Source organism: Sphingomonas sp. PP-CC-3A-396 (assembly GCF_004343105.1).
GTDB lineage: Bacteria > Pseudomonadota > Alphaproteobacteria > Sphingomonadales > Sphingomonadaceae > Sphingomonas.
On the sequence record NZ_SLYF01000009.1, the window covers coordinates 226763 to 249477 of the forward strand.

At 64.6% G+C, this 22715-nt stretch carries 24 protein-coding genes; all 24 read left to right on the top strand.

From position 1 onward, the window contains the following. The first annotated feature begins 86 nt into the window (after positions 1–86). The 24 genes from C8J40_RS17910 (at position 87) to C8J40_RS18025 (ending at position 22598) form a co-directional block, all read left to right on the top strand. On the top strand, positions 87–266 hold the full coding sequence (locus tag C8J40_RS17910) for a hypothetical protein (protein ID WP_132898148.1): 180 nt from the start codon (positions 87–89) through the stop codon (positions 264–266). Beyond that, on the top strand, positions 266–613 hold the full coding sequence (locus C8J40_RS17915) for an HNH endonuclease signature motif containing protein (RefSeq protein WP_132898149.1): 348 nt from the start codon (positions 266–268) through the stop codon (positions 611–613). The genes C8J40_RS17910 and C8J40_RS17915 overlap by 1 nt, the downstream gene beginning before the upstream one ends. Before the next feature lie 125 nt (positions 614–738). Continuing rightward, on the top strand, positions 739–1293 hold the full coding sequence (locus C8J40_RS20820) for a hypothetical protein (protein WP_243693474.1): 555 nt from the start codon (positions 739–741) through the stop codon (positions 1291–1293). Position 1294: 1 nt separating this feature from the next. Then, on the top strand, positions 1295–2983 hold the full coding sequence (locus tag C8J40_RS17925; RefSeq protein WP_132898150.1) for a terminase large subunit: 1689 nt from the start codon (positions 1295–1297) through the stop codon (positions 2981–2983). 12 nt (positions 2984–2995) lie between these two features. Beyond that, positions 2996–4930 carry a phage major capsid protein gene (locus C8J40_RS17930; protein ID WP_132898151.1) on the top strand — a complete coding sequence of 645 codons (1935 nt, stop codon included), beginning with the start codon at positions 2996–2998 and terminating at the stop codon, positions 4928–4930. Between the two features lie 59 nt (positions 4931–4989). Then, positions 4990–5202: a hypothetical protein gene (locus tag C8J40_RS17935; RefSeq protein ID WP_132898152.1), complete on the top strand. Its 213-nt coding sequence runs from the start codon at positions 4990–4992 to the stop codon at positions 5200–5202. Between the two features lie 3 nt (positions 5203–5205). Next, positions 5206–6639: a phage portal protein gene (locus C8J40_RS17940; protein ID WP_132898153.1), complete on the top strand. Its 1434-nt coding sequence runs from the start codon at positions 5206–5208 to the stop codon at positions 6637–6639. Then, positions 6632–7582, top strand: a complete 951-nt coding sequence (locus C8J40_RS17945) for a hypothetical protein (protein WP_132898154.1) — start codon at positions 6632–6634, stop codon at positions 7580–7582. The genes C8J40_RS17940 and C8J40_RS17945 overlap by 8 nt, the downstream gene beginning before the upstream one ends. A 68-nt stretch (positions 7583–7650) precedes the next feature. Then, positions 7651–7959 carry a head-tail connector protein gene (locus C8J40_RS17950; RefSeq protein ID WP_132898155.1) on the top strand — a complete coding sequence of 103 codons (309 nt, stop codon included), beginning with the start codon at positions 7651–7653 and terminating at the stop codon, positions 7957–7959. Further along, the gene (locus tag C8J40_RS17955) at positions 7956–8306 is read left to right on the top strand and encodes a head-tail adaptor protein (RefSeq protein WP_132898156.1); all 351 of its coding nucleotides are present in this window, start codon (positions 7956–7958) and stop codon (positions 8304–8306) included. Before C8J40_RS17950 ends, C8J40_RS17955 begins: the two co-directional genes overlap by 4 nt. After that, positions 8306–8839 (top strand): HK97 gp10 family phage protein, encoded by a 534-nt coding sequence (locus C8J40_RS17960; RefSeq protein ID WP_243693475.1) that lies wholly within the window; start codon positions 8306–8308, stop codon positions 8837–8839. Before C8J40_RS17955 ends, C8J40_RS17960 begins: the two co-directional genes overlap by 1 nt. After that, positions 8836–9237, top strand: coding sequence for a hypothetical protein (locus C8J40_RS17965; protein ID WP_132898158.1), 402 nt, complete (start codon positions 8836–8838; stop codon positions 9235–9237). Before C8J40_RS17960 ends, C8J40_RS17965 begins: the two co-directional genes overlap by 4 nt. 17 nt (positions 9238–9254) lie before the next feature. Further along, complete coding sequence (locus tag C8J40_RS17970; RefSeq protein ID WP_132898159.1) at positions 9255–9488, top strand: hypothetical protein; 234 nt, start codon at positions 9255–9257, stop codon at positions 9486–9488. Positions 9489–9559: 71 nt separating this feature from the next. Next, complete coding sequence (locus tag C8J40_RS17975; RefSeq protein WP_132898160.1) at positions 9560–10009, top strand: hypothetical protein; 450 nt, start codon at positions 9560–9562, stop codon at positions 10007–10009. 110 nt (positions 10010–10119) lie between these two features. Then, positions 10120–10560, top strand: a complete 441-nt coding sequence (locus C8J40_RS17980) for a hypothetical protein (RefSeq protein WP_132898161.1) — start codon at positions 10120–10122, stop codon at positions 10558–10560. Between the two features lie 17 nt (positions 10561–10577). Next, entirely contained in the window at positions 10578–10991 is a 414-nt protein-coding gene (locus C8J40_RS17985) for a hypothetical protein (RefSeq protein ID WP_243693476.1), read from the top strand. 25 nt (positions 10992–11016) lie between these two features. Next, entirely contained in the window at positions 11017–15993 is a 4977-nt protein-coding gene (locus tag C8J40_RS17990; protein ID WP_132898162.1) for a hypothetical protein, read from the top strand. Continuing rightward, the gene (locus tag C8J40_RS17995) at positions 15990–19466 is read left to right on the top strand and encodes a hypothetical protein (protein ID WP_132898163.1); all 3477 of its coding nucleotides are present in this window, start codon (positions 15990–15992) and stop codon (positions 19464–19466) included. The genes C8J40_RS17990 and C8J40_RS17995 overlap by 4 nt, the downstream gene beginning before the upstream one ends. After that, entirely contained in the window at positions 19451–20191 is a 741-nt protein-coding gene (locus C8J40_RS18000; protein WP_165911501.1) for a hypothetical protein, read from the top strand. The genes C8J40_RS17995 and C8J40_RS18000 overlap by 16 nt, the downstream gene beginning before the upstream one ends. A gap of 63 nt (positions 20192–20254) precedes the next feature. Then, positions 20255–20515 (top strand): hypothetical protein, encoded by a 261-nt coding sequence (locus tag C8J40_RS18005; protein ID WP_132898165.1) that lies wholly within the window; start codon positions 20255–20257, stop codon positions 20513–20515. Then, positions 20505–20960, top strand: coding sequence for a hypothetical protein (locus C8J40_RS18010; RefSeq protein ID WP_132898166.1), 456 nt, complete (start codon positions 20505–20507; stop codon positions 20958–20960). Before C8J40_RS18005 ends, C8J40_RS18010 begins: the two co-directional genes overlap by 11 nt. 15 nt (positions 20961–20975) lie before the next feature. Further along, positions 20976–21260: a hypothetical protein gene (locus C8J40_RS18015; protein ID WP_132898167.1), complete on the top strand. Its 285-nt coding sequence runs from the start codon at positions 20976–20978 to the stop codon at positions 21258–21260. 431 nt (positions 21261–21691) lie between these two features. Then, the gene (locus tag C8J40_RS18020) at positions 21692–22312 is read left to right on the top strand and encodes a hypothetical protein (protein WP_132898168.1); all 621 of its coding nucleotides are present in this window, start codon (positions 21692–21694) and stop codon (positions 22310–22312) included. 22 nt (positions 22313–22334) lie between these two features. Further along, positions 22335–22598 carry a hypothetical protein gene (locus C8J40_RS18025; RefSeq protein ID WP_132898169.1) on the top strand — a complete coding sequence of 88 codons (264 nt, stop codon included), beginning with the start codon at positions 22335–22337 and terminating at the stop codon, positions 22596–22598. The last annotated feature ends 117 nt before the right edge of the window (positions 22599–22715 follow it).

Here is a 22715-nt window from a genome sequence, read left to right on the forward strand (position 1 = left end):
CTCGTCCCCAACGCAGAGGCCCGCGAGGGCGCTCGGGCGATTGTCCTACGGTATGAGAGCAGCGAGACTGCATAGCGAGGGCGATCATGGCCGCACCGCAATTGCGGCTCACGACTGCTGACGTTGTTGAGTCTATCGGCATGCGCGTGCTGCGGATCGCCGAGGACATGGCCTCAGGGTCACGTCATCAGGGACGCAGCGAGCGCCTGATCGAGCAGGCTGAGCAGGCAGCCATCGACCTGCGGGCCGCGGTGAGAGGTCGCTGATGGTCAAGCTCAAGTCGCTTCCCAATCGCCTCGCCTCGCTGCCGTCTCGCCTGTCGACCTTCCAGACTGGCGAGCAAGGGCGGCAAGACGCCGCACCGTGGCGCAAGTGGTACAACACCACCCAATGGCGTCGTCTCCGCATGGAGATTCTGAAGCGCGATCGGTTCACCTGTCAGTGGCCCGGCTGCGGGCTCATGACCGGCGACACGTCGCAGTTGGTGGCAGATCACCGAGAGCCTCACCGTGGCGAGGAGCGACTATTCTGGGATCCAGACAACCTTCAGACGCTGTGCAAGCCGTGCCACGACGGGCCGAAGGCAAAGGCTGAAGCGCGCTACGGCGCCTAAATAGACCGGGGGGGGTGGGTCGAAAACCTCGACCCGCCCCCTGCCCTATACCGCATCCGTCACACGCGTGGATAATTTTCCTGTGAGCGTTCGGGCTGCGAACTTCCGCCGGAGGGCGACCCCTAATGGCGACCCGCAAAACTTCTTCGGACTGGGACCGGATCGAGCTCGAATACTTATCGGGCGAAGTATCGATCCGCGAAATTGCTGATCGGCACGAGATTTCGGACACGGCTATTCGAAAGCGCGCCAAGGCCGAAGGCTGGGTTCGCGCAGTTCGCAGGGCGCAGCCCGCGCGAACTTGCGAACTTTCACCCCGCGAACCGCGCGCGCCGCATGAACCGGCACCTGATGCATCGATCATCGCCGAGCGCGGACGTGGCCTAGTCGCCCGGATGATGGACGAGCTCGACGCCACCACGACGCATCTCGGCGAACTCGAAGAAATGATCGAGGAGATCACGGCAGGCGATCGTGGTGCGGCGCGACGTGACGGCATGATGGCCGCCATCAGCCTGACCGGTCGCGCGAAAACGCTCAAGGAATTGGCCACCGCGTTCAAGACGATCAACGAAGCCTCGGCTCCGCAGGGCAAGAAAGCTGCCCAGCAGGAGAAGGCCGACCAGATCGCCAGCCGCTTCCGTGGCGTCGGCCCCCCGACGCTGAAGGCGGTCAAGTAGCTTGCCGACCTGGTCAACATCCTGCCCTGATTGGAAGGAACGAATCCGGGGGCGCCGCTCACTAATCCCATTCGACCCGCTGTTTCCCAGCGTGGCCGAGGCCAAGATGGCGATGTTCACGTCGTTGCGGCTGATGGACGTTACGGGGCAGCCGACGATCGGTGAGTCCTGCGACAAATGGCTGCTCGATTTCGTCGCGGCGATCTTCGGCGCGTACGATCCCGACCTCGGCGAGCAGATGATCAAGGAGTTCCTGCTGCTCGTCAGTAAGAAGAACACGAAGTCGACGATCGCGGCGGGCATCATGGTCACCGAGCTTGCGCTCGGCTGGCGGCATGAAGACGAGAACCTGATCCTGGCACCGACGAAAGAGGTTGCGGACAACAGCTTCAAGCCGGCCGCCGCAATGATCCGCGCCGACGAAGAGCTAAACGACCTCCTGCATATTCAGGACCACATCAAACTGATCACGCAGCGGTCGACCAAGGCGACCATGAAGGTGGTCGCCGCGGACAGCGCTACCGTGTCGGGCAAGAAGGCCAGCCGTGTGCTGATCGACGAGCTCTGGCTCTTCGGTAAGGTCCCGACGGCTGACGCGATGTTCCAGGAAGCGACCGGCGGGCAGGCGTCACGGCCGGAAGGCTACACGCTGTTCCTAACGACGCAGTCTGATCAGCCGCCACAGGGCGTGTTCAAGAGCAAGCTCAAGGAATACCGCGCCATCCGGGACGGCACGGTCAACGCGCCGACGAAGCTGCCGGTGCTGTACGAGTTTCCGCCCGAGATGATCGCGGCGGAAGAGCATGTCGACCCGGCGAACTTCTACATCACCAACCCGAACCTCGGCCGGTCCGTCAGTCAGCCGTGGCTCCAGAACAAGTTCGACGAAGCCCAGCGCGCCGATATGCCAGAGCGGCAGGTTTTCTATGCGAAGCATCTCAATATCGAGATGGGCGTCGGGCTCTTGCACGACGCTTGGGCTGGCGCGCTTTACTGGCTGAAGGCGACGGCATCGCCGTTGATCTGGGACGGATCGCTCGACCACTTCCTTGAGATCGTCGAGGTTGGGGTCGCGGGCATCGACGGAGGCGGGCTCGACGATCTACTCGGGCTGACCTTGATCGGTCGGCACAGAGTCACGAAGCAGTGGCTCACTTGGTCGCATGCCTGGGGTCAGTTGGACGTTTGGGAACGGCGCAAGGATATCGTCAGCGCGCTCGACGGCTTTGTCGCCGAGGGAACGCTCACCAAATGCGATAACCCGACACAGGATCTGATCGAACTCGCCGACATACTCGAACGGGTCAAGGACGCAGGCCTGTTCCCCGAGGAATATGCGATCGGCCTCGACCCTGCCGGTATTGCGGCGATCGTCGACGAGCTTTCAGGACGCGGGTTTACCGAGAAGCAGATGCTGGCGATCAGCCAAGGCTTCCGGCTCTCCGGAGCGGTCTGGGGCGCCGAACGGAAGCTGAAAGACGGCACCATGATTCACGCCGCGCAGGCGCTGATGACCTGGTGCGTGGGCAACGCGAAGGCCGAGCAGCGCGGCAACGCGGTGATCATTACCAAGCAAATCGCCGGCAAAGCCAAGATTGACCCGCTCATCGCGCTCTTCAACGCGGTGATGCTCATGGCCCGCAACCCGGAGGCGGCAGCTTCCTTCGACGCTTCGGCCATGATCGGCTGACAGGAGAATATCATGCAGACGATCGTGAAAACGATGGCCCGCGCACCGGGCGATGACCCTCTCGAGTTCATCATGTCGGACGCGACGGTCGACCGTATGGGCGATGTCATCGTCCAGTCGGGCTGGGATCTCGGAGACTTCGTCGGGAATCCGATCGCGCTGTTCAGCCACAAGGCTGATCTGCCGCTGGGCGTGTGGAAGAACGTGCGGGTCCAAGGCGGTGCGCTGCGCGGTCGCCTTGAGCTCCTGCCCCGCGGCATGTCGCCGCGCGTTGACGAGATTCGCGCGTTCGTCGAGGCAGGCATGCTGCGCGCGGTGTCGGTCGGCTTCCGCCCGATCGATACCGAGCCGCTGCCGAACGGCGGTGTGAAATTCAAACGGGCCGCGCTGGTCGAATGCTCCGTCGTGAGCATCCCGGCGAACCCGAACGCCTTGGCGATCGCCAAGAGCCTCAACCTTTCCGATGACGTGCAACGGGTGATCTTTGGCGAGCCAGCCGAACAGATCGTCGCGATTGAGCGGAGCGGGTCCCCCGGCGAGCCCGCCAGCCAACCTCCAGTTCGAAAGCCACAGACCATGAAGACCCTCGCCGAACGCATCGTCGATGCGCAGAATGCCGTCGTCCAGCAGAAGGACGCACTGACCGCCCACCTCAACGATGAGAACTTCGACGAGACGGTCAGCGACGAGATCACCAAGTCGCTCGGCGAAGCCGAGAGCAAGCTCGCCTCGCTGCAGCGGGCAGAGGCAGCGCTCGCCACCAAGACGGCTGCACCCAACGGCACCACCGGTACCGTCATCGTCGAGCGTTCCGTCGACACCCGTCGCCCGTTCGCAATGCCGGCGAAGAAGAGCGCGGCGAGCGACCTGATCGTCCGTTCGGCCGTCGTGCAGTTGCTCAGCCACATCGAGCGGCGCTCGATGCAGGACGTTCTCACCGGCCGTTACGGCGAAGACGACAGCATCAAGGCCATGCTGGCGATCACCACCAAGGCGGCAACGGTCCCCGCGACCACGACCGCGGTCGGCTGGGCTGCCGAGCTCGTCCAGACGGCAACTCTCGACCTGATCGAGCAGCTGGTCGGCAAGTCGATCTACCCGGTCCTGCGCGACATCGGCGGTCGCTTCACCTTTGGTCGCAACGGCGTCGTCTCGCTTCCCGCGCGCTCGTCCGGCACGTCGGTTGCCGGCTCGTTCGTCGGCCAGGGCGCGCCGATCCCCGTTCGGCAGGCAGCGTTCAGCGCAACGCCGCTGACGCCCAAGAAGATGGCCGTCATCACCACCTTCACGCGCGAGATCGCGGAGAAGTCGACGCCGGACATCGAGCAGATCCTGCGTCAGGCGATTCAGGAAGACACCGGCGTGGCGATCGACACCGTGCTCATGGATGCCGGTGCCGCAACCGTCATTCGTCCTGCGGGTCTTCGCAACGGCGTGACGGCTTCGACTGCGACGGCGGGCGGTGGTTTCGCGGCCCTCGTCGCCGATCTCAAGGCGCTCGTTGCCTCGCTGATCACCTCGTCGAACGGCAACATCCGCCAGCCGGTCTGGATCATGAACCCGGTCCAGGCGCTCTCGATCTCCCTGACCCAGAACGCGGGCGGCGATTTCCCGTTCGCGGCCGACCTGCGCGCCGGTACGCTGCTCGGGTATCCGGTGGCCCAGTCGGCAACCGTTCCGCAGGGCACCGTAGCCCTCGTGGACGCCGCGGACTTCTTCACCGCCACGGGTGACGAACCGCGCTTCGACGTCAGCGATCAGGCTACGCTCCACATGGAGGATACGACGCCGCTTGCGATCTCGGCGGCGGGTACGCCCAACGTCGTGGCCGCGCCGGTCCGGTCGATGTTCCAGACCGACAGCATCGCGCTCCGCATGATCCTCGACATGAACTGGGCGATGCGTCGTGCCGGCATGGTCGCGGTGGTGACCGGCGTCACCTGGTGATGACCCCCCGGCCACCCCGTCGGGTGGCCGGATAACCTCGCTTGCAAGGAGAGGGACCCATGAATGACGTAACGAGCAAGCCAGCGGCCGAGAAGTCGACCGCAGGCGCCAAGGTCGACGAGGCTCAGCGCGCAGACGATGTGCGCGCGAACGCTGTCGCGGCGATGGAGGAGGTCGAGGCCATGCAGCCGACGCCGACTCAGGAGGAGCTGAACAAGATCCACCGCGGCGAGCCCGGCGGCTACAAGACCCGCCAGTCGAAGGCGGGCTAAGTAGTGGGCCTTCCCGTCACTCAGACCGTTTCGAGCCTGGGCGGCTATAAGCTGTCCACGCGCGCGGCCGTAGCGCAGCAGCGCTATGATGCCCCGCGCAGCGCGAAGAGCGTCGAGGGTGAATATCGGGAAGGCCCCTACGACCTACCTATTACCGGCGGGTGGCTGTCGCCTGAGGCTGGTCGGAACCTGAATTTCTGGCAGATGGGCTATGACGTCCAAAGCCCCCGCGGGTCCGCAATGGTCGAGGCCTGCGTCTCAGCCTATGCGCAGACGATCGCGATGTGCCCCGGCAATCACTGGCGCCGTGCCGAGGGGGAGGGCCGTGTCCGAGTTCCAAATTCCGCCCTTGTCCGGTTGATCAAGAAACCGAACGCCTACCAGACCATTTCTGACTTCCTGCTCAACGCGGTCCGAGGCCTGCTGCTGGAGGGAAACGCATACGCCCTCGCGCTTCGCAACGACCGGTACGAGATCACCGAACTCCACCTCATGGATCCGCGCACCAGCTTTGCGCAGGTCGCTTACGACGGCTCGGTATTCTATCATCTGGCGGGCAACGAGGTAATCGACCGCCAGATCGGCGCGGGCTTCACCGTCCCGGCGCGCGACGTGCTGCATCTTCGCCTTCATACGCCGCGCCACACCCTGGTTGGCGAGACGCCGCTCGCCGCGGCTGGACTGCAGATAGCGGCCGGCAATGCTGCCCTGACGCAGCAGATCAATTTCTTCCTCAACCAGTCCCGGCCTTCTTTCGTGCTGACGACCGAGCAGGTTTTGAAAAAGGAGCAGGTCGACATGCTCCGCGAGGCTTGGAATGAACAATCCAGGGGCCTCAACCAGGGCAGTACGCCGATCCTGACCGCCGGTCTGAAGGCGACGCCGATCGGCGCGAAGGCCACGGACTCGCAGCTGGTCGACATGCTGAAGCTGTCGGACAAGGCGATCGCGAGCGTCTACCGCGTTCCGCCGGCTATCGTTGGCGAGGAGGCCAAGGCGGTCGCGTCGACTGAAACGCTGATGCAGTTCTGGCTCGCCAGCGGTCTCGGCTTCGTCCTGAATCACATCGAAGAGGCGATAGGACTGTTCTTCAAGCTCGGTGGACAGCCCGACGAGTATCTCGAGTTCGATACCAGCGCCCTGCAGCGCTCGTCGTTCAAGGAACGCGTAGAAGGCTGGGCTGCCGGTACGAAGGGCGGAATCTTTGATCGGAACACAGCGCGTGCCGATTTCGAAATGGGGCCGGTCGATGGCGGCAACGAGCCATGGGTGCAGCAGCAGGATATTCCGCTAAGCGTTGCGGCAAGCGCGGCGAAGGAGCCGTCCGTACCGCCCTCCCCGCCTGAATCCGTGGCTCTGCCTGTCGAGGCTCCCGAGGATCAAGCGCGGCGATACCAAGCCCTGCGCCAGAAGGAAGCGAGCCAGATATATGGATGATATCGAGGTCCGTGCTTTCGTCGATGGCGCGCGAGACGCCGTGCGCAAGATGCTTGCCGACGTTCGCGTCGAGGCGGATCGGGCAGAGGCGCTCCGGGCAGCCGAGCACCGCGCGTTCATGGCTGAGAGCCGTCAGGCGGATGTCATCCGCGATCGCGACTTCGCCAATGTGATGCGCGATCTGAAGGACCGCCTAGCCTCCTTGAAGGATGGTGCGGCTGGTCGTGATGGCGTAGACGGCAAGGACGGCGCCCCTGGTCGCGACGGCATCGACGGTCTGAACGGCACGGACGGTGCGCCTGGGCAAGACGGCGCGGCTGGTGAGCGCGGTGCGGATGGCGCGCCCGGCGTCGACGGTAAGGACGGGGCGGACGGTCAGCCGGGTATAGCTGGCGAGCCAGGTCGCGACGGCGTCGATGGCAAGGACGGCCCAGAAGGCGCGCCCGGCCGTGATGGCGCGAACGGGGCCGACGGACTAGCCGGCGCACCGGGACGTGATGGGGCCGATGGCTTAAACGGAGTCGATGGCGCACCGGGACGTGATGGCGAGCAAGGCCCGCAAGGTTTGCCCGGCGTGGATGGGCGCGATGGTGTCGATGGCAAGGACGCCTACCACGGTGAAGCACGTGGTTTGTTCGACCCAGACGCGCAGTATCGCGCAATGGACACGGTCAGTTTCAACGGCTCGGAGTGGCGCGCCAAGCGCAATGAGCCTGGCGAGATTCCAGGTGATGGCTGGATGCTCTCGGCCGGGCGCGGCAAGCGCGGCGATCGCGGTGACCGTGGCGAGCGCGGCGCCGATGGCGCGCCAGGTCGCGCGGCTCCCGAAATAATTGCTCTGTACGCCGACCCCAAGGCGATGAGCATCGTCGCGACGAAGGACGATGGCAGCGAGTTGACCGCTGACCTGTTCGAACTAGCCCAGGTCATACGCACCGCTTGAACTTCCCATTTCCGGATCGGCTTGACCCCTTGGTCGGTCCCGGAACTCTCAGTCTACGAGGTGCGCGCATGGCTGTAGAGCCCATCACGCTAGAGCATGTGAAGACGCATCTGCGCCTTGGCACGTCGGATCGTGAGGACAATTACCTCAACATCCTGATCTCGGCGGCGCGCCGGGCAATCGAGAATGCCACCGACAGGGATTTCGCTGCGGACGTGCCCGCCCTCGATGATCGGGACACCGAGATAGTCTCGCAGGCGTCGTTGCTGCTCATCGGCCAGTGGTACGCGAACCGTGAGGCCGGCGCGGTCAATGTCACCGAGCTCCCGTTCGCCGTCCAATGGCTGATCAATCCGCTTCGGATAATGAGCGTATGACGCAGCTGACCGCCGGGGAGATTCCGGACTTCATTCGCATCGAGCGACCGGTCGCCGACACATCGCTTACCGGTGCAGGCTCCGGCACCTGGGAACTGGTCGATGAGGTTTGGGCTAGCGTCGTCGATATGCTGCCCAGCCGAGGCGAGAAGCTTGCCGAGGGCATCAATGTCGCCACTCGCCCCGCCCGCGTTCGCATGAGGGCGCGGGACGATATCACCGCCAGCATGCGGTTCGTCATGGGAAGCCGGATCATGCAAATCACTGCTGGTCCGGCTGTCATCCGACAGCGATCGGGCATCGAGTTTATGGTCGAGGACTACAGCGTCGCTGGCAACGCGGCCTGATGGCGACCTCTCGTGGCGGCAGTGCGGTCAAGCGCTTCATGTCGCAACTTCCCGCGCAGATCGAAAGCCGGCTCCTGATGGGCGCGGCGCGCGCGGGCGGCGCGGTGATCCTGGCCGAAGCGAAAGAACGGTCCATTTCGCAGGACGTCGACGAGGCGCTGACGATGAAGGCCAAGCGCGGCACCGGTCAGGTCACCGTGAAGGTCTACGTCAAACCCGGTTGGGCGCGCTCTGTCGGGACATGGCTGGAATACGGGACAGCCCCGCATTTTATCAGCGTCGACGACTCCCAGCGCCGCGGCATGTCGGTGAAGCGGATCAATACCGTCGGCAAAGAGAAAGGCTCGCTCGTCATCGGCGGCAAGTTTGTCGGCGCAACGGTCTTCCACAAGGGTGCGACCGCTCATCCGTTCATGCGCGTTTCGCTGGACGTGAAAGGCGTGGAGGCGGTCGCCGCGGCGCAGGCGCACATCAACAGCCGCCTGCGGGCAGGCCGTATTACTGGCGAAGCCGATGCGGGGGATAGCGAATGACCGGCGTCGAGATCGTTGGCGCGGTTCTGCGCGACCACCCGGCGCTGGTCGAGCGCGTGCCGATCGAGCGGATCAAGGCGGGCTCACTTCCCGACAACATCGTGCTGCCCGCGCTGCTTCTGCGCACCGTCAGTTCGATCGATCGGCAATGGTTGAAACGCGGCAGTGTGTGGCGGGTCACCGACCGCGTCTCGGTCGCAGTCCGTGCCTCGAGCTATGCCGACCAGATCGCGCTCATCAAGATCATCAAACGACTATGCGGCGGCCTCACCGGCAATATCGGCGGCGCGCTGCGCGTGTCGATCCTGACCGCCGGCACCGGCCCCGATGTCGGCGGTCCCGCCAACAGCTTCGAGCAGACGCAGGATTTCCGCGTCTCCTTCGACGAACCCGCCTGACAATCAAGGAGGCCACCATGTCCGATACCGAAAAGACCGTCCGCGCGACCGTGAAGAGCGACTTCAACGATGCCGGGACCGAGCGCAAGTTTGCGGCCGGCGAGACCCACGACCTGACCGCGGGCGAGTTCGAGAACTACCGCGCGGCTGGTCTCGTCGAAGCTACCGGCAAGGCCGACACGGCCGACACGCCGAAGCCCGCCAGGGCCAAGCGTCCCCGCACCCCGCGCGCCGCCAAAACGGCAAGCTAACCCGTTCGCTCGCCACCCGGCGGGCGACCATCAGCCGGCGTGACCGGCGTTACGTTACCAGGAGCAAGACCATGGGTTCACAGACTGCCGCGGGCTCGTCGCTCGCGATCTCGGCCGCAACGCCCGCCACGCTGGACGCGGCTGGCTATACCGCGCTCACCTTCACCGACATCGGCCAGGTCGAGAAGCTCGGCTCGTTCGGCGCCAGCTTCGCCAAGGTGGAGTTCCAGCCGCTGAAGGGTGCCAAGCAGAAGTACAAGGGCTCGGCCGACTACGGCGCGCTACAGCCCTCCATCGCGATCGACAGCGTCGATGCCGGCCAGACTATCCTGCAGACCGCGTCCGACGACGAGACGCAGAAGCTCTATTCGTTCCGCGTCACCTATCAGGACGGTGCGAAGCGGTTCTTCCAGGGCCGTTCGTTCGGCTCGCCGGAGACCGCCGACGGTGCCGACAGCATGCTGATGGCAACGCCGACGATCGAGATCTGCACCAAGGTCGTGAAGGTCGCCGCCACCTAAACCTTTCCCCTCCCGGCGCCCGCGACGCCGGCACCCTTTGCACTGGCTCGTCCCGCTATCGCGGGTGCGGGGCGGGTCAGTGCGCCATCCTCCCGCGAAGGATCTATCCCGTGAATTTCAACATTGCATCGCTCGCCGTCGCCGCCACGGCCGCCCTCCACCTCAAGAACCCTGCCGGCGAAATGCTGTTCGCCGACGACAAGCGCGAATTGCCGATCCTCATCCATCTGCATGGCCCGGGCAGCAAGGCATACGGTGTCGTCGAGTCCCGCCAGTCGGCGCGCGCGCTGAAGCGCATGCAGGACAATGACGGCAAGATCACCGCAGCGACGCCCGAAGAGCGCGTTGCCGAAACGGCCGAGGATCTCGCTGCGCTCACGTCGCACTTCGAGAATTTCGAGTACCAGCCCGCAGGCGCGAGCGAGCCGGTGACCGGTGAGGATCTGCACCGTGCCGTCTACGCCGACCAGAGCCTCGGCTTCATCACCCGGCAGGTGACGAAGTTCGTCGGCGACTGGGGAAACTTCAGCGCCGCCTCGAAGGCGGCCTGAAGCTCTACGTCCGGCAGATGGCGTGGCTCCATGCCACGCCCAAGCCGGATGCCCGCAGCCGACGCGGGCGCGAGGAACCGGCTACGGCGAGGCTTAGCCGGATCGACGATCTGAAGCGGAAGAAGATCAATCCGCCGATGCCGCCCAACCCGGCGCCGCACATCACGGACTGGCTCATCGAGATGGGTCTGACCGAGGCGGCCGGGATGGGCGCCGTGCCGATCAGTTCGCGTGAACTGGCGGCGTGGCAGGACAATACCAGCGTGCGCCTGGCGCCGTGGGAAGCGCGGCTCATCCGCGAATTGTCGAAAGCCTACCTCGCCGAAGGGCGGATCGCCGAAAGCGAGACCTGTCCGCCGCCATGGCGGGCACCGGTGACCCAGCGCGAGTTGGACATCGAAGAATCCCAGTTGCGCATGGTGCTGGGGTGATGACCGGGGAGGATGACATATGTCCATGGACGATTCCTCCCCGGCACTCGAAGTCGGTTTTGTCATCGACACCGGCGGTTCGTTCGGCGAACTGATCCAGCTGCAGGCGGCTATGGAGTCGACCGAGGCCAAGGTGCTCGCGGATGCCAACCGGATCGAGCGGGCCACGCGCGGCATGGTCGACGTCGCCGCCGCAACCACCAACATCGTCGCGTTCGGGAATGCCGCTACCCGTGAACTTCAGGCCGTCCGCCAGGCGACCGCACAAGTCGAGAAGTCGGGCGAAGCGCTGATCCGGTCTCTTGATCGCGAAGCTGCCGCGTTCGGCAAAACCCGCGATGAGATGCGCGCGGCCAAGATCGAGGCGACCGCGCTCGCGGCCGAGGAGCAAGGCAATAGCGACCTTGCCGCGCGGTTGCGCGCTCGCGAGTCTGTCCTTTATGATCTGAAATTCGCGGCCATGCGCAAGGTGAAGGCCGAGACCGAGGCGCTTGCCCAGGATCAGCAGCAGGCTGCGGAGAAGGCGGTAGCCGCGGCCGAGCGCGAGGCCCAGGCTATGCGGTCCGCGGCATTTGCGCATGACCTGTTCGAGGGCGCCGCGCGCCGCGGACTTGCCGCGCTTCGCGAGGTAGAGGCCGCGCAAAAGGCTGCCTCGGCTGACGCTGAGGCAGCCCGACTCCGCGAGGCGGCGCACGCCTATGGCCTGTTCGAAATGGCAGCGCGCAAGGGCGCTGCGGCTCAGCGCGAGTTCGAGGCCGCTCAGGCAGCCTCTGCCCGCGACGATGATGCGCAGCGTCTGCGATCGGCCGCATTCGCCCACGATCAATTCGAAGCAGCCGCGCGCCGCGGTGCCGCTGCCCTGCGTGCTGAAGAGGCCGCGGCCGCGAGCGATGCCGCGTCACTGGCGCGGCTGCGCGCGATGATCGATCCGGCCGCAGCGGCGCAAAGCAGATTGAACGACGAGATCGCAGAGGCGCGGCGCGTCATGACCGCAGCAGGTGCTTCCGCTGCGGAGCTTGGCCGCGCAGAAAGCGCGCTCATCGAGCGGACGAACACGGCCGCCCAGCGACACGAGCAATTGGCAGGCTCGGCGACTAGGAGCGCCGGCGCACTCAAGAACATCGCCGTCCAGTTGCCCGATATTACGCAGGGGCTGCTCACGGGGCAGAAGCCCTTCCAGGTGTTCATCCAGCAGGGTGCGCAGATCTTCCAGGTCGCGCAGATGAGCGAAGGCGGTTTGCGCGGCTTCGGCAAGGAAGTCGGCGCCCTCGCGCTACGGTTCGCGCCCGTCCTCATCGGCTTCGCCGCCCTGGGCGCCGGTTTCGCGCTGTTCAATCGGTGGGTGAACGAGGGCGTGAAGAACGACCAGCTGACGAGCGACCTCGGCAAGATCACCGGCGGCGCGAATGCGACGAAGGCCGAGCTCTACAAGCTCAAGGAGGAAACCGTCACCTGGGCGGACACCTCCAAGGCGCTGTTCAGCGTCGTGGGCAAGGACATCTCCGATTATTTCGTCGGCGACATGAAGGGCATGTCCAAGGGCGTAAAGGGCGTGCTCGACGACCTGACGTCATACATGCGCCAGGCGATGGCCGGCATCTATGCCGGGGTGGCCGGGACCAAGGCCTACCTTGGCGAGGTCGAGAAGGGCGGCGTCCTCGGCATCGGCAAGATGCTGATCGGTCAGGGCGATCCGAAGCTGATAGAGAAGACCTATGGCGCGGCCTATGATGCGGCCGACAAGTATCTGACGAAGCTCGGCACGCGCGTGAAGGCAGCGGCGATCACGAATGCCCGCGAGCGGATCGCCAAGTCGATCGGCTACAACGACATCCCGAAGCCCAAGACGGACAAGCACGCCGAGCAGCTGGCGCGCGATGCCGCTGCAACCGAAGCGCAGATCCGCAATCTGTACAACCTCGCCGAGGCCTATGGCATCTCCGGCGCCGCGGCGCTGGTCGCCGAAGCCCGGGTGAAGGCCGAAAGCAAGGCGATCAAGCAGCAGGCCGATATCGAAGCGGCGGTGAACCGCGAGATCCGCCTCGAGATCGCCCAGCGCGTGTCGAACTCGGCGAAAGCTGCCAGCGTCATGCGTGACCAGGCGCGCGTGCAGACCGAGATCAACGCACTGGTCGCGGCCGGCAACGTTCCGGCCGAGCGCGCTGCGGAACTGGTCCAGGATCGTATCGCCGATCTGCCCCTGCTCGCAGCGATCGAGGTTGCGCAGCAGCGCGGGCTGAAGGCTGAGGTTGATAAGGCGACTGCCGCCCTCAAGGCGCAGCAGGACGCGCGCAGCGATGCGAAAGCGGCCGAGATCGGTTCGTTCTACGCTGGCGCAGATCAACAGGCCGAACGCCAACTCGCGCAGCAGCGCGAGGAATTGCGCCTCGTCGGTGCCACGGACATGGCGCGCGCGCAGGCGATGGCTAAGCTCCAGGCCGAGCAGGCGCTACAGGCCAAGGGCTATGACCTCGGGACGGCGTTCGCGACTAACTATGTCGCCAAGCAGGTCGAGATCGCGGTCGGCGCAGAAACCAATCGACAGGCGCAAGAGGCATATAACGCCGCCTTGGGCGCGACCGCGGATCTGTTCGACACGATTGACCAGACCGCACAGCGTGCCGCGCAGGGCATGGCCGATGCATTCGGCAACGTCGGTTCGGCGATCGGCGACGCGCTGACCGTGATGACCGGCTATTATGCGGATCAGGCTCGGCTCGAGCAGGCGCATAAGGCAGCGCTCGACGCATCGAAGGGCGACCAGCAGCGCACGGATCGCGAAAACCGGCTTTACTCGTTGCGCTCGTCGTCGATGCAGATCGGCGCGTTCGGCGATATGGCTTCGGCCGCGAAGGGCTTCTTCAAGGAAGGCTCGGACGGCTACAAAGCGATGGCGACGGCGGAGAAAGCATTCCGCCTAGTGCAGTTCGCCCTGTCGGTGCGCGCGATCGCGCAGGATGCCATCGAGACCGGCACCAAGATCGCCAACAGCGTTGCGCGCATTGCGGTCGGCGCGACCGAGGCCGTGGTCAATGCGATCAAGAGCTTGCCGTTCCCGCTGAACATTGCCGCCGGCGCCGCAACCATCGCCGCGCTGGCGTCGATCGGCGTCTCGATCGCAGGCTCCTTCGGTGGTGGCAGCAAGAAGGATCTGGCGCCGACCAACACCGGCACCGGTACCGTGCTGGGCGACAGGTCGGCCCAGTCCGACAGCATCAAGAACGCGATCGACGCGCTGAAGGAGGTGGACACCTTGACGAACACCTTCGCCCGCGAAATGTCCGCGTCCCTGAAGTCGATCGACAGCCAGATCGGCGGCGTCGCCAGCCTGGTCGTGCGCTCCGGCAACATCGATGCGTCCGCCGGCGTGACCGAAGGGTTCAAGGCGAACGCGATTGGCTCGGTGCTCAGCAAGATCCCGGTCATCGGCGGGATCCTCGGTGGCCTGTTCGGCTCGAAGACCAGCGTCATCGGTACCGGCCTGTCGGGCGGTCCCCAGTCGGTGGGCAGCATCCTCAACAGCGGCTTCGATGCGTCCTACTATTCGGACATCGAAAAGAAGAAGAAGCTGTTCGGCATCACGACCAGCACCAAATACTCGACGCAGTACACCGGCGCCGATGCCGGGCTCGAGAACCAGTTCACGCTGATCCTGAAATCGTTCAACGACGCGATCGCCGCGGCTGCCGGCCCGCTCGGCGTTGCCACCGGCGACGTCCAGGCGCGGCTCAACGGCTTCATCGTCAACATCGGCAAGATTGATCTGAAGGGGCTCACCGGCGAGCAGATCGAGGAGAAGCTGTCGGCCGTGTTCGGTGCGGCAGCAGACGGCATGGCGGCAGCCGCTTTCCCCGGCCTCGAGCAATTCCAGAAGGTCGGCGAAGGCGTGTTCGAAACGCTGGTGCGTGTCGCATCGACCGTCGAGGCGGTCGGCGCGTCGTTGGACATGCTCGGCACGAACACCCAGGCGATGGGGATCGCGGTCAAGCTCGGCCTCGCCGATCAGTTCGACAGCGTCTCGGCGCTGACCGACGCCGCCAGTGCGTATTTCGAGACGTTCTACTCGAAGGAAGAGCAGGCAGCTGCCAAGACAGCTCAGCTGAACGGCGTGTTCGGTAGCCTCGGCCTTGTGATGCCCGCGACGCTCGCCGCGTTCCGCCAGTTGGTCGAAGCGCAGGATCTGACCACCACGGCCGGCCAGTCGACCTACGCCACGCTGCTGAAGCTCGCGCCGGCGTTCGCCGATCTGCAAACCTCGATGGAGGGTGCGAAGAGCGCGGCCGATATCGCCAGCGAGCGGCAGGATCTCCAGCGCCAGCTGCTCGAACTGCAGGGCGATACCGCGGCGATCCGCGCGCTCGATCTGGCAAGGCTCGATGCGAGCAACCGCGCGCTTCAGCAGGAGATCTATGCGATCCAGGACGCTCAGGCTGCCGCCACGGCCGCCAAGGCGCTGTCGGATGCGTGGACGTCGGTGGGTGACAGCATCATGGACGAGGTAAAGCGGATCCGCGGGCTTTCCGACGTCGCCGGCGGCAACAGCTTCGCCGTGCTGCAAAGCCAGTTCAACGCGGCGACCGAGGCGGCGCGCAACGGCGATCAGGATGCCGCCAAGAGCCTGCCCGCGCTGAGCCAGGCGCTGCTGGCTGCGGCAGCCGAGCAGGCCACCAGCCGGCAGGAACTGGCACGGGTGCAGGCGCAGACCGCTGCCAGCCTCGAGGCGACCTATGGCGTCGTGGCTGCGCTGACCAAGGTCGGTAGCGCGATCGCGACGTCGCAGGATACCGTCAGCGCCGCCCAGCCGGTGACGACCACGACCGCGGCGAACGATGATCAGGCGGCCGAGACCCGCACGCTGCGTGAGGAGCTCGCGCAGCTGCGTGCCGATACCAACGCCGGCCTCGCGACGATCGCCAGCAACACCGGACGCACCGCCAAGAAGCTCGACGACGTGACGTCGCAGAGCGGCGGCGACGCTATCGCCACGGTGGCAGCGGCATGAGGGTCGTTCTCGACAGCGGCACGTCGATCGAGCTCGGCGATACCGAAGCCACGCCGACGATCGGGATCACCGACTATAGCCGTCGGGTGACCGACGATTACGGCGTGACGACGGTCGTCGAGCGCGCGTTCTCGCGGCGCATGTCCGTGAAGCTCGCGCTGCCGTTCGACGGCGTCTCGACGCTGCAGCAGCGGTTGGCGAACCTGCGCGCATCATCGGCTCTGTGGGTGGCCGACGAACAGATCGCATGGCTTTCCGTGCGGGGCTTTTACAAAGAGTTCGACCTCGATCACGCCGTACCGCCCCTCAGCTACTGCACGCTGACTGTCGAGGGGCTCGCGGAGACCGCAACGGTCGCAGATACCGGCATCGATCCCGCCGTAGCTGGTACCTCCACGCTGCTGCTCCTGCAGCCGGTGACGATCGCCGACGCCAATCTGGTTTCCAGCACCGTGCCGGAGAACGACGCACCAGAATGGTCGGCGCAGACGGCGTATCCAATGGGTGCGCAGGTCATCAAGGCAGCGACGCACCGCATCTATGAGTCTGCCACCGCCGGCAATGTCGGCAACGACCCTGCCGGCGCGTCTGGCTTGTGGATCGACGTCGGCCCGACCAACCGATGGGCGATATTCGACCAGGCGCTCGGCACGTCGACGACGGCCGCCACCTCAGTCGCCGTCACCATCAACGCTTCGGTGATTCAGGCGGTAGCGCTGCTCGACGTCACCGCCGCGAACGTCCGTGTGCAGGCGACCGGTTATGATCGCACCGTGGCGGCGGGCGCGGGTGCGATCACGTTCCTTGATCTCCCCGCTGGGATCACGCGCGTCACCGTGACGGCCACGGGCAGCGCCGTCGCGATCGGGACGCTGCTGGTCGGCAAGCTCGTCGGCCTCGGCACCACGGAGGCATCTCCCAGCGCCGGTATCACCGACTTTAGCCGCAAGGTCGTGGACGACTTCGGCGACGTTACGATCGTCGAGCGCGCGTGGTCGAAGCGGATGACAGCCAAGGCGCTGATCCGGACGGACGCGGTCGACGTGGTTGCGAACCGGATCGCTACGGTGCGTGCGCAGCCATCGCTCTGGATTGGGCAGACCGGGCTCGACAGCCTCATCGTCTACGGGTTCTTCAAGGATTTCTCGATCGAGGTCGGGATCAACGTCAGCATGCTGTCGCTGTCGATCGAGGGCCTGAGCAAGGCACCGCCGATCGCACCGGTGTCGCCCGGTTCTGTAGCATGGCCGGACATAACCGATCCCACTGGCACCAAGCCGACGGACAATGCCGACGTGACCGGCGACAACACGTCGAAGGATACGAACGCCGTTGGCGGAATGCCCTCGAAAACCGTGCTCGACGCAGCGGCAGCCTTGAAAGCGCGCGCCGATGCACTTGAAAACGAGACCATCCCGGCGGTTAATAAAGCTGTCGCGCAGGCTGGCGCGAAGATCACTGCCGCCCAGGCCCTCGCCGATGCTGCCAAAACCAGAGCGGACGACGCCTTTATCGAGATCACCACCCGCGTAACGGAGGTAAATACGCGGATCGACAGTATCGAGGCCAGCGGCGGCTACGACGATACCGCGGTCAAGACAGAGGTCGGCCGGGTCGATAGTGCCGCGATCGGACGCGACGCCGCTCTGGGGCAATCGATCCAGACCGTCAGCGCTTCGATTGCTACGACCGATACGAACTTGCGGGCCTTGGTCACGACGAAGGAACAAGCGGCAGTCGGTCGCGAGAATGCCATCTCGCAAAGGATTTCCGACCTTATCGCCGAAGGCGGCGGCGGCAGCGAAGGCGTCGATACTGTCGCTCGTTCAGAGATCTCCCGCGTAGAGACAGCAGCGATCACCCGCGACGATGCTTTGGCTCAGAGTATCAGCACCTTTGAAAGCAGTTTTTCCGGTACCGGCGGAAACCTACTCAGCAATACAGCCTTCGTCAGCACTGACGGGTGGTATGAAGCCTACTCGCCGACGCGTCCCGAGTACGGGATCAATATCGCCGGGGATCAGTTCCATCCCGTCGGGGAGAACGTACTGGCAATACACCAGATCGGTCGGATCGAGGGGCAGGAGCCGTACTTCGACTGGACCTCGGCTCCGGTTGCGGTGACGGCGGGTGAGTTCATACAGTTCTGGGCGATGTGTGCCTCACATCGAGTTGATACAACGATCTATCTAGGCTGGGTCAACACGGCCGGTCAGGTCGTTGGCTACGTCGACGGCAACACGATTTTCACCCCAGGAAGCGATGCGTCGGGCAACAATCCCAGCTCGTTCAAGCGGTCCGGTGTACCATCCGTCGAGGTCCCTGCCGGCGTGGTGGCTGCGTATCTGCTTATGCGGAAGCATAACACCTACGCTGGAAGCAACCCCAACGACAGCTACGCCTGGTTCTGGCGGCCCTACATCGGTGTAGCTCGTCAGGGCCAGAACTCATGGAACGGGTTCTCATCGGGAGGCGATAGGGCGGTTCAGATAGCAACTGATGCTCGCATCTCGTCCGTCACCACGACGTTCACGAATGCCGACCAAGCTCTAGCATCGCGTATCGACGCGGTTGTCGCAGAGGGTTTCTACGACGACGCCGAGGTCAGGTCCGAGATCACGCAGGTCTCGCGGGCCCTGGTCGACCAGAACACATCGATCGGGAATACGCTCAATACCGTTGTCACCAACTTCAACAGCGCCCTCGGCGACACCAACACCCGCATCACTACCGAAGTCACCGCTGTATCAGATGCAACGCAGACGGTCGGGCAGCGCGTCGATCAAATCCGCGCCGAATATAACGATACCGTCGCCTCGGTAACGCAACAGGCCGGCGCGATCGTCAACCTTCAGGGCAAGGCTTCTGCCTATGTCCGGATCGTCGCGGATGCCGGTAATGGCCGGGCTGCACTTAGCCTATGGTCGGATCAGTACGGCGGTGCGTGGTCGCTTACCGGTGATGGCCAGATTGATGGTAACCTGACGGTCAACGGCACCATCACCGCCCGGAAGTTCGATCGGTTTAGCATGACGCGCGAGGGTACTGCGACGTGGTCGGGCAACATCAGCCCCCCGGCCGGGCAGACAGCAACTGTGCCCTGGTCTCTTGCCCTTACGCAGATCCCGCCGCTTGGCCGCTTCATCTACGAGTTCACCGTCGTAGTGAACTCCAATGCCGGTCAGCGCGTGGCTGGCACGCGTAACGGGCGGCCCTACTATGTCGATTACATTGGCGATGGCGGAATCACGATCGTCGCGGTGGATACTCAGGGCAACACCTACAGGCCAGCGGCAAACTCGTCGCAGGCGGTGCTGGCGACCACGGATTTCACGCCGACGTGGACAGCGACGATCCGCAACAACAACTACGACAGCGGCGTCATTAACGAGGGTGACTACTACAGCACCCAGATCAGCGCGACGTACACGATCACGTACATCAGCCTCAAAGTCACATGGGTAGCGATCTGATGTATCTGACCTACGAAACCAAGACGGGCGCGATCTGTGGACAGTCGACCAGCTTGCCGCCCGCATACCCCGGCTACTCCACGATCGCGGTGCCGATCTCGCCGGACCTTGACGCATCCTACGTCGACGCCGGGGCGATCAAGTCGCGGATCGCGATCGACTGGTCAACGATCGCGGGTGATGCCTGGATCAGCGTCAACGATGCCGCGGCCACCATAGGGTTTGTCATGCCGACCGCGGTCGGAGTTTGGCGTTTGCGTGCCGTGGGGAAGTACCGCGGCGAGCTGACGCTGACGATTCAGACGCCGGCAGAGGTCGAGGCAACGCTCGTCGACCAGGCGAAGAGCGAAGGCGAACGACGTCGGATGCTGGTGATGTCGCCCGGCGGGTCGAAAAAGACCGTCTATTCGCTGAAGCAATCCGAGGTCGACAGCTGGAATGACCTCGGCAGCACGGTCGCAACCGCGTTGGCCGCCTTCCTCGGACTGTCGCTGATAAAGCAAAAGCGGAAGTTCCGCTTCGCTATGGCCGAAGCCGCATTCCGCGGGGAGGCCAACCCCGCTGCTGCCATCGCGCGTTTCGCAGCAGGATCTGACGCGGCCAACGCTGAGGCTGCTCGCATCGAGGCGATCGAGCAAGCCGGCGTGACCGCAATCAAGGCGGCAACGACGATCGCGGCCAAGCGCGCCGCATACACCGCCATCAACTGGAATTGGTCGGCCTGACGGCCGTCGCATCCGAGGAATGACCATGAGCAATACAAGCTTCGCGGCCCAGGCGGTCGCGGCATGATGGCGGCTGACATCCCGCAGCCGGTCAGCGTGGGCGCATGGCTGATTTGCCTAGCGTGCCTGTCCCCGGCGGTTTGGCGCATCGCGCGGCGCCGCGCGCGGTCGCTGGACCCCATCTGGGGCGTCGTCTTCCTACTGGCAGTCAACCGCCTGTCGTTCCTGTTCCATGTCCAGCCGCTAATTTCGCATGGCACCGCTCTACTGCTCGCGATCGCGATGTCTGGCCTGACCTTTTGGTACCAGCGCCATGACCGATAGCACTCACCTTGCTGGCATGACCTGGGGCTGGGGCGCGGTCTTTGGTCTGGTGAACCTCGTCTTGGGCGGCGGTGCCTTCGCAGCTTGGCTGAAGAACCGGCCGGCCATGCAGAAAAACAAACAGGATGCGGAGGAAAAGCTGAGGGACGACCTGATAACGCGCGTCCAGAAGCTTGAGGCCGACAAGGCTGTTCAGGACGCCAAGCTTGAAGCAGAACGACTGCGCCACGATGCTCAAATGGCGATTATGCGTCACCGGGTGAATAATGCGGATGCGTGCCTCGACGCCCTGCTGATGCTGCTCAAGACGTCGCCCGACAAGGTCGCAGAGGCGGTGGTTCACATCGAGCAGATGCGGGCCCGGCAGCAGCAAGAGGTGGCAATCGAGCGCGGCGCGCAAGCGGGGGCGGCTATCGGTAGCGTCGCCGCGCCTGCTATCCCATAATCGGAGAATGACGATATGACGGACGTCGACCGCCACTGGCGTTACGTGATCGCGCTGACCCTGATCGTTGGATACGTTGGGCTCGCCGCCATCTCCTTCTTTCACCAGGTGCCCGCGAACAATACCCGTTTCGTCGACGGGTTCTTCACCGGTCTAGGGCCGATCGTTGGCGCCGCTGTCGCCGCTGTTCTCAACGTAGGGAAAGGTAACAGCGCGCAGCAAGATGCGACGATCGGCACCCTCGTAGACAAGCTTCCGCCTCAGACCACCGGGACCGGCCCGGCTACACCAGCGGAATAACGGCCCGCCTCACCGGGAGGGGCAATGGCGGGCCGGCTGAGGTCAGGTGCGATCCGACCGGTCAGCCGCGAGATAACGCAAGCTGAGGGAAAAGTTTCCGGACGAGTAACGGCCCGCCCTGCCTGATCAGGAGCGGAGCGGGCCGGCCAGTCACTTTCCGGGCACCTGGCCTCGTTCAAACGCAAAATTTGACGCTTGGTTCATCATTAGCGGCCCGCCTCGATAGCCAAGAGAAACACGAGACGGGCCGGTCAAAGCCGGGTGACGACCGTGACGGGAAGTTATCTCCCGACCTCGTCTTTAGTTCCGTAAAGTTAACGGCCCGCCTCAAGCGCCGGTGTCAACGCAAGGCGGGCCGGCCGGGGCCGTTCGTTCCCGGCACCCAAGATACGACCACCGAGCCGATTTTCTTCAGACAGGGAATAATAACTATGACGACGGCATCAAAGCCGGCGACCGCCCCTGCGCGCCCCGCGCGAGGGCTGACGTCTCCGGATAAATTCTTCGCGTCGATCCGCCCGCTGTTCGGGAAGATGACGACGGCGCAAGTCGAGGGCATCGAGGCGAAGCTTGCCGCGTTCGCCGCGCAGGGCTCGCCTCTGGCGTACGTCGCATACGGGCTCGCCACCTCGTTCCACGAGACTGCGCAGAAGATGCAGCCGGTTCCAGAGATCGGCCGCGGCCGCAACTATCCATACGGCAAACCGGGTAAACATGGCGGCCAAGTCGCGTACGGCCGCGGTGATGTCCAGCTGACGCACGACTATAATTACGAGCGCGCGGACGACGAGCTTGGGCTGAACGGCTCGCTGACGGCGAACTATGACCGGGCGCTGGAGACCGAGATCTCCGCGCAGATCATGGTGCTCGGCATGACCGAAGGCTGGTTCACCGGGAAGCGGTTCGCCAGCTACCTGCCAGCGAAGGGGCCAGCAACGACCGTACAGTTCACGTCGGCGCGTCGCATCATCAACGGGATCGACCGCGCTGAGAAGGTCGCCGGGTACGCCATGTTATTCCAGGCTGCGCTAGTCGCCGGCGCCTGGTCCTGATCTCTCACGCGAAGGACTGACCATGAAGAAGCTACTGACCCTCGCCCTCGCGGCGAGCCTATCCGCGTGCGCGGGAACCCCACATCTCGACGTGTGCAAGGGCGCTGAACTGCGTCGCACGGCGTACTCGACCGCGATCGAAGCTGTCGCCGTCCTCGAGTTCTCCGGCCGACCCGTGCCGCAGGCCGCGCTGATCGCGCGTGATGCTGCGCAGCTGGCGCTGTCGATCCTTGATCGGAACTGCCCGCGGGCCGCGCCGACTGTCACCCCCGCCGCCCCGCGCTGACACATCACGCCCTGACGCTCGCCCGTCCGGCCATCTTCCAGGAGTTATATTATGGGTTCTCAGACCGCGGCGGGTACGTCGCTTGCCATCTCAGCGACCGGGCCGGCTACGAATGAT

Excerpts from the sequence above, each read along its gene's own strand:
- C8J40_RS17990 (WP_132898162.1), top strand. The coding sequence starts at position 11,017 with ATGGACGATTCCTCCCCGGCACTCGAAGTCGGTTTTGTCATCGACACC.
- C8J40_RS17915 (WP_132898149.1), top strand. The coding sequence starts at position 266 with ATGGTCAAGCTCAAGTCGCTTCCCAATCGCCTCGCCTCGCTGCCGTCT.
- C8J40_RS18000 (WP_165911501.1), top strand. The coding sequence starts at position 19,451 with ATGGGTAGCGATCTGATGTATCTGACCTACGAAACCAAGACGGGCGCG.
- C8J40_RS17910 (WP_132898148.1), top strand. The coding sequence starts at position 87 with ATGGCCGCACCGCAATTGCGGCTCACGACTGCTGACGTTGTTGAGTCT.
- C8J40_RS18015 (WP_132898167.1), top strand. The coding sequence starts at position 20,976 with ATGACGGACGTCGACCGCCACTGGCGTTACGTGATCGCGCTGACCCTG.
- C8J40_RS17985 (WP_243693476.1), top strand. The coding sequence starts at position 10,578 with ATGGCGTGGCTCCATGCCACGCCCAAGCCGGATGCCCGCAGCCGACGC.
- C8J40_RS20820 (WP_243693474.1), top strand. The coding sequence starts at position 739 with ATGGCGACCCGCAAAACTTCTTCGGACTGGGACCGGATCGAGCTCGAA.
- C8J40_RS18020 (WP_132898168.1), top strand. The coding sequence starts at position 21,692 with ATGACGACGGCATCAAAGCCGGCGACCGCCCCTGCGCGCCCCGCGCGA.
- C8J40_RS17945 (WP_132898154.1), top strand. The coding sequence starts at position 6,632 with ATGGATGATATCGAGGTCCGTGCTTTCGTCGATGGCGCGCGAGACGCC.
- C8J40_RS18005 (WP_132898165.1), top strand. The coding sequence starts at position 20,255 with ATGATGGCGGCTGACATCCCGCAGCCGGTCAGCGTGGGCGCATGGCTG.
- C8J40_RS17955 (WP_132898156.1), top strand. The coding sequence starts at position 7,956 with ATGACGCAGCTGACCGCCGGGGAGATTCCGGACTTCATTCGCATCGAG.
- C8J40_RS17930 (WP_132898151.1), top strand. The coding sequence starts at position 2,996 with ATGCAGACGATCGTGAAAACGATGGCCCGCGCACCGGGCGATGACCCT.
- C8J40_RS17935 (WP_132898152.1), top strand. The coding sequence starts at position 4,990 with ATGAATGACGTAACGAGCAAGCCAGCGGCCGAGAAGTCGACCGCAGGC.
- C8J40_RS17995 (WP_132898163.1), top strand. The coding sequence starts at position 15,990 with ATGAGGGTCGTTCTCGACAGCGGCACGTCGATCGAGCTCGGCGATACC.
- C8J40_RS18010 (WP_132898166.1), top strand. The coding sequence starts at position 20,505 with ATGACCGATAGCACTCACCTTGCTGGCATGACCTGGGGCTGGGGCGCG.
- C8J40_RS17950 (WP_132898155.1), top strand. The coding sequence starts at position 7,651 with ATGGCTGTAGAGCCCATCACGCTAGAGCATGTGAAGACGCATCTGCGC.
- C8J40_RS17965 (WP_132898158.1), top strand. The coding sequence starts at position 8,836 with ATGACCGGCGTCGAGATCGTTGGCGCGGTTCTGCGCGACCACCCGGCG.
- C8J40_RS17960 (WP_243693475.1), top strand. The coding sequence starts at position 8,306 with ATGGCGACCTCTCGTGGCGGCAGTGCGGTCAAGCGCTTCATGTCGCAA.
- C8J40_RS17970 (WP_132898159.1), top strand. The coding sequence starts at position 9,255 with ATGTCCGATACCGAAAAGACCGTCCGCGCGACCGTGAAGAGCGACTTC.
- C8J40_RS18025 (WP_132898169.1), top strand. The coding sequence starts at position 22,335 with ATGAAGAAGCTACTGACCCTCGCCCTCGCGGCGAGCCTATCCGCGTGC.
- C8J40_RS17975 (WP_132898160.1), top strand. The coding sequence starts at position 9,560 with ATGGGTTCACAGACTGCCGCGGGCTCGTCGCTCGCGATCTCGGCCGCA.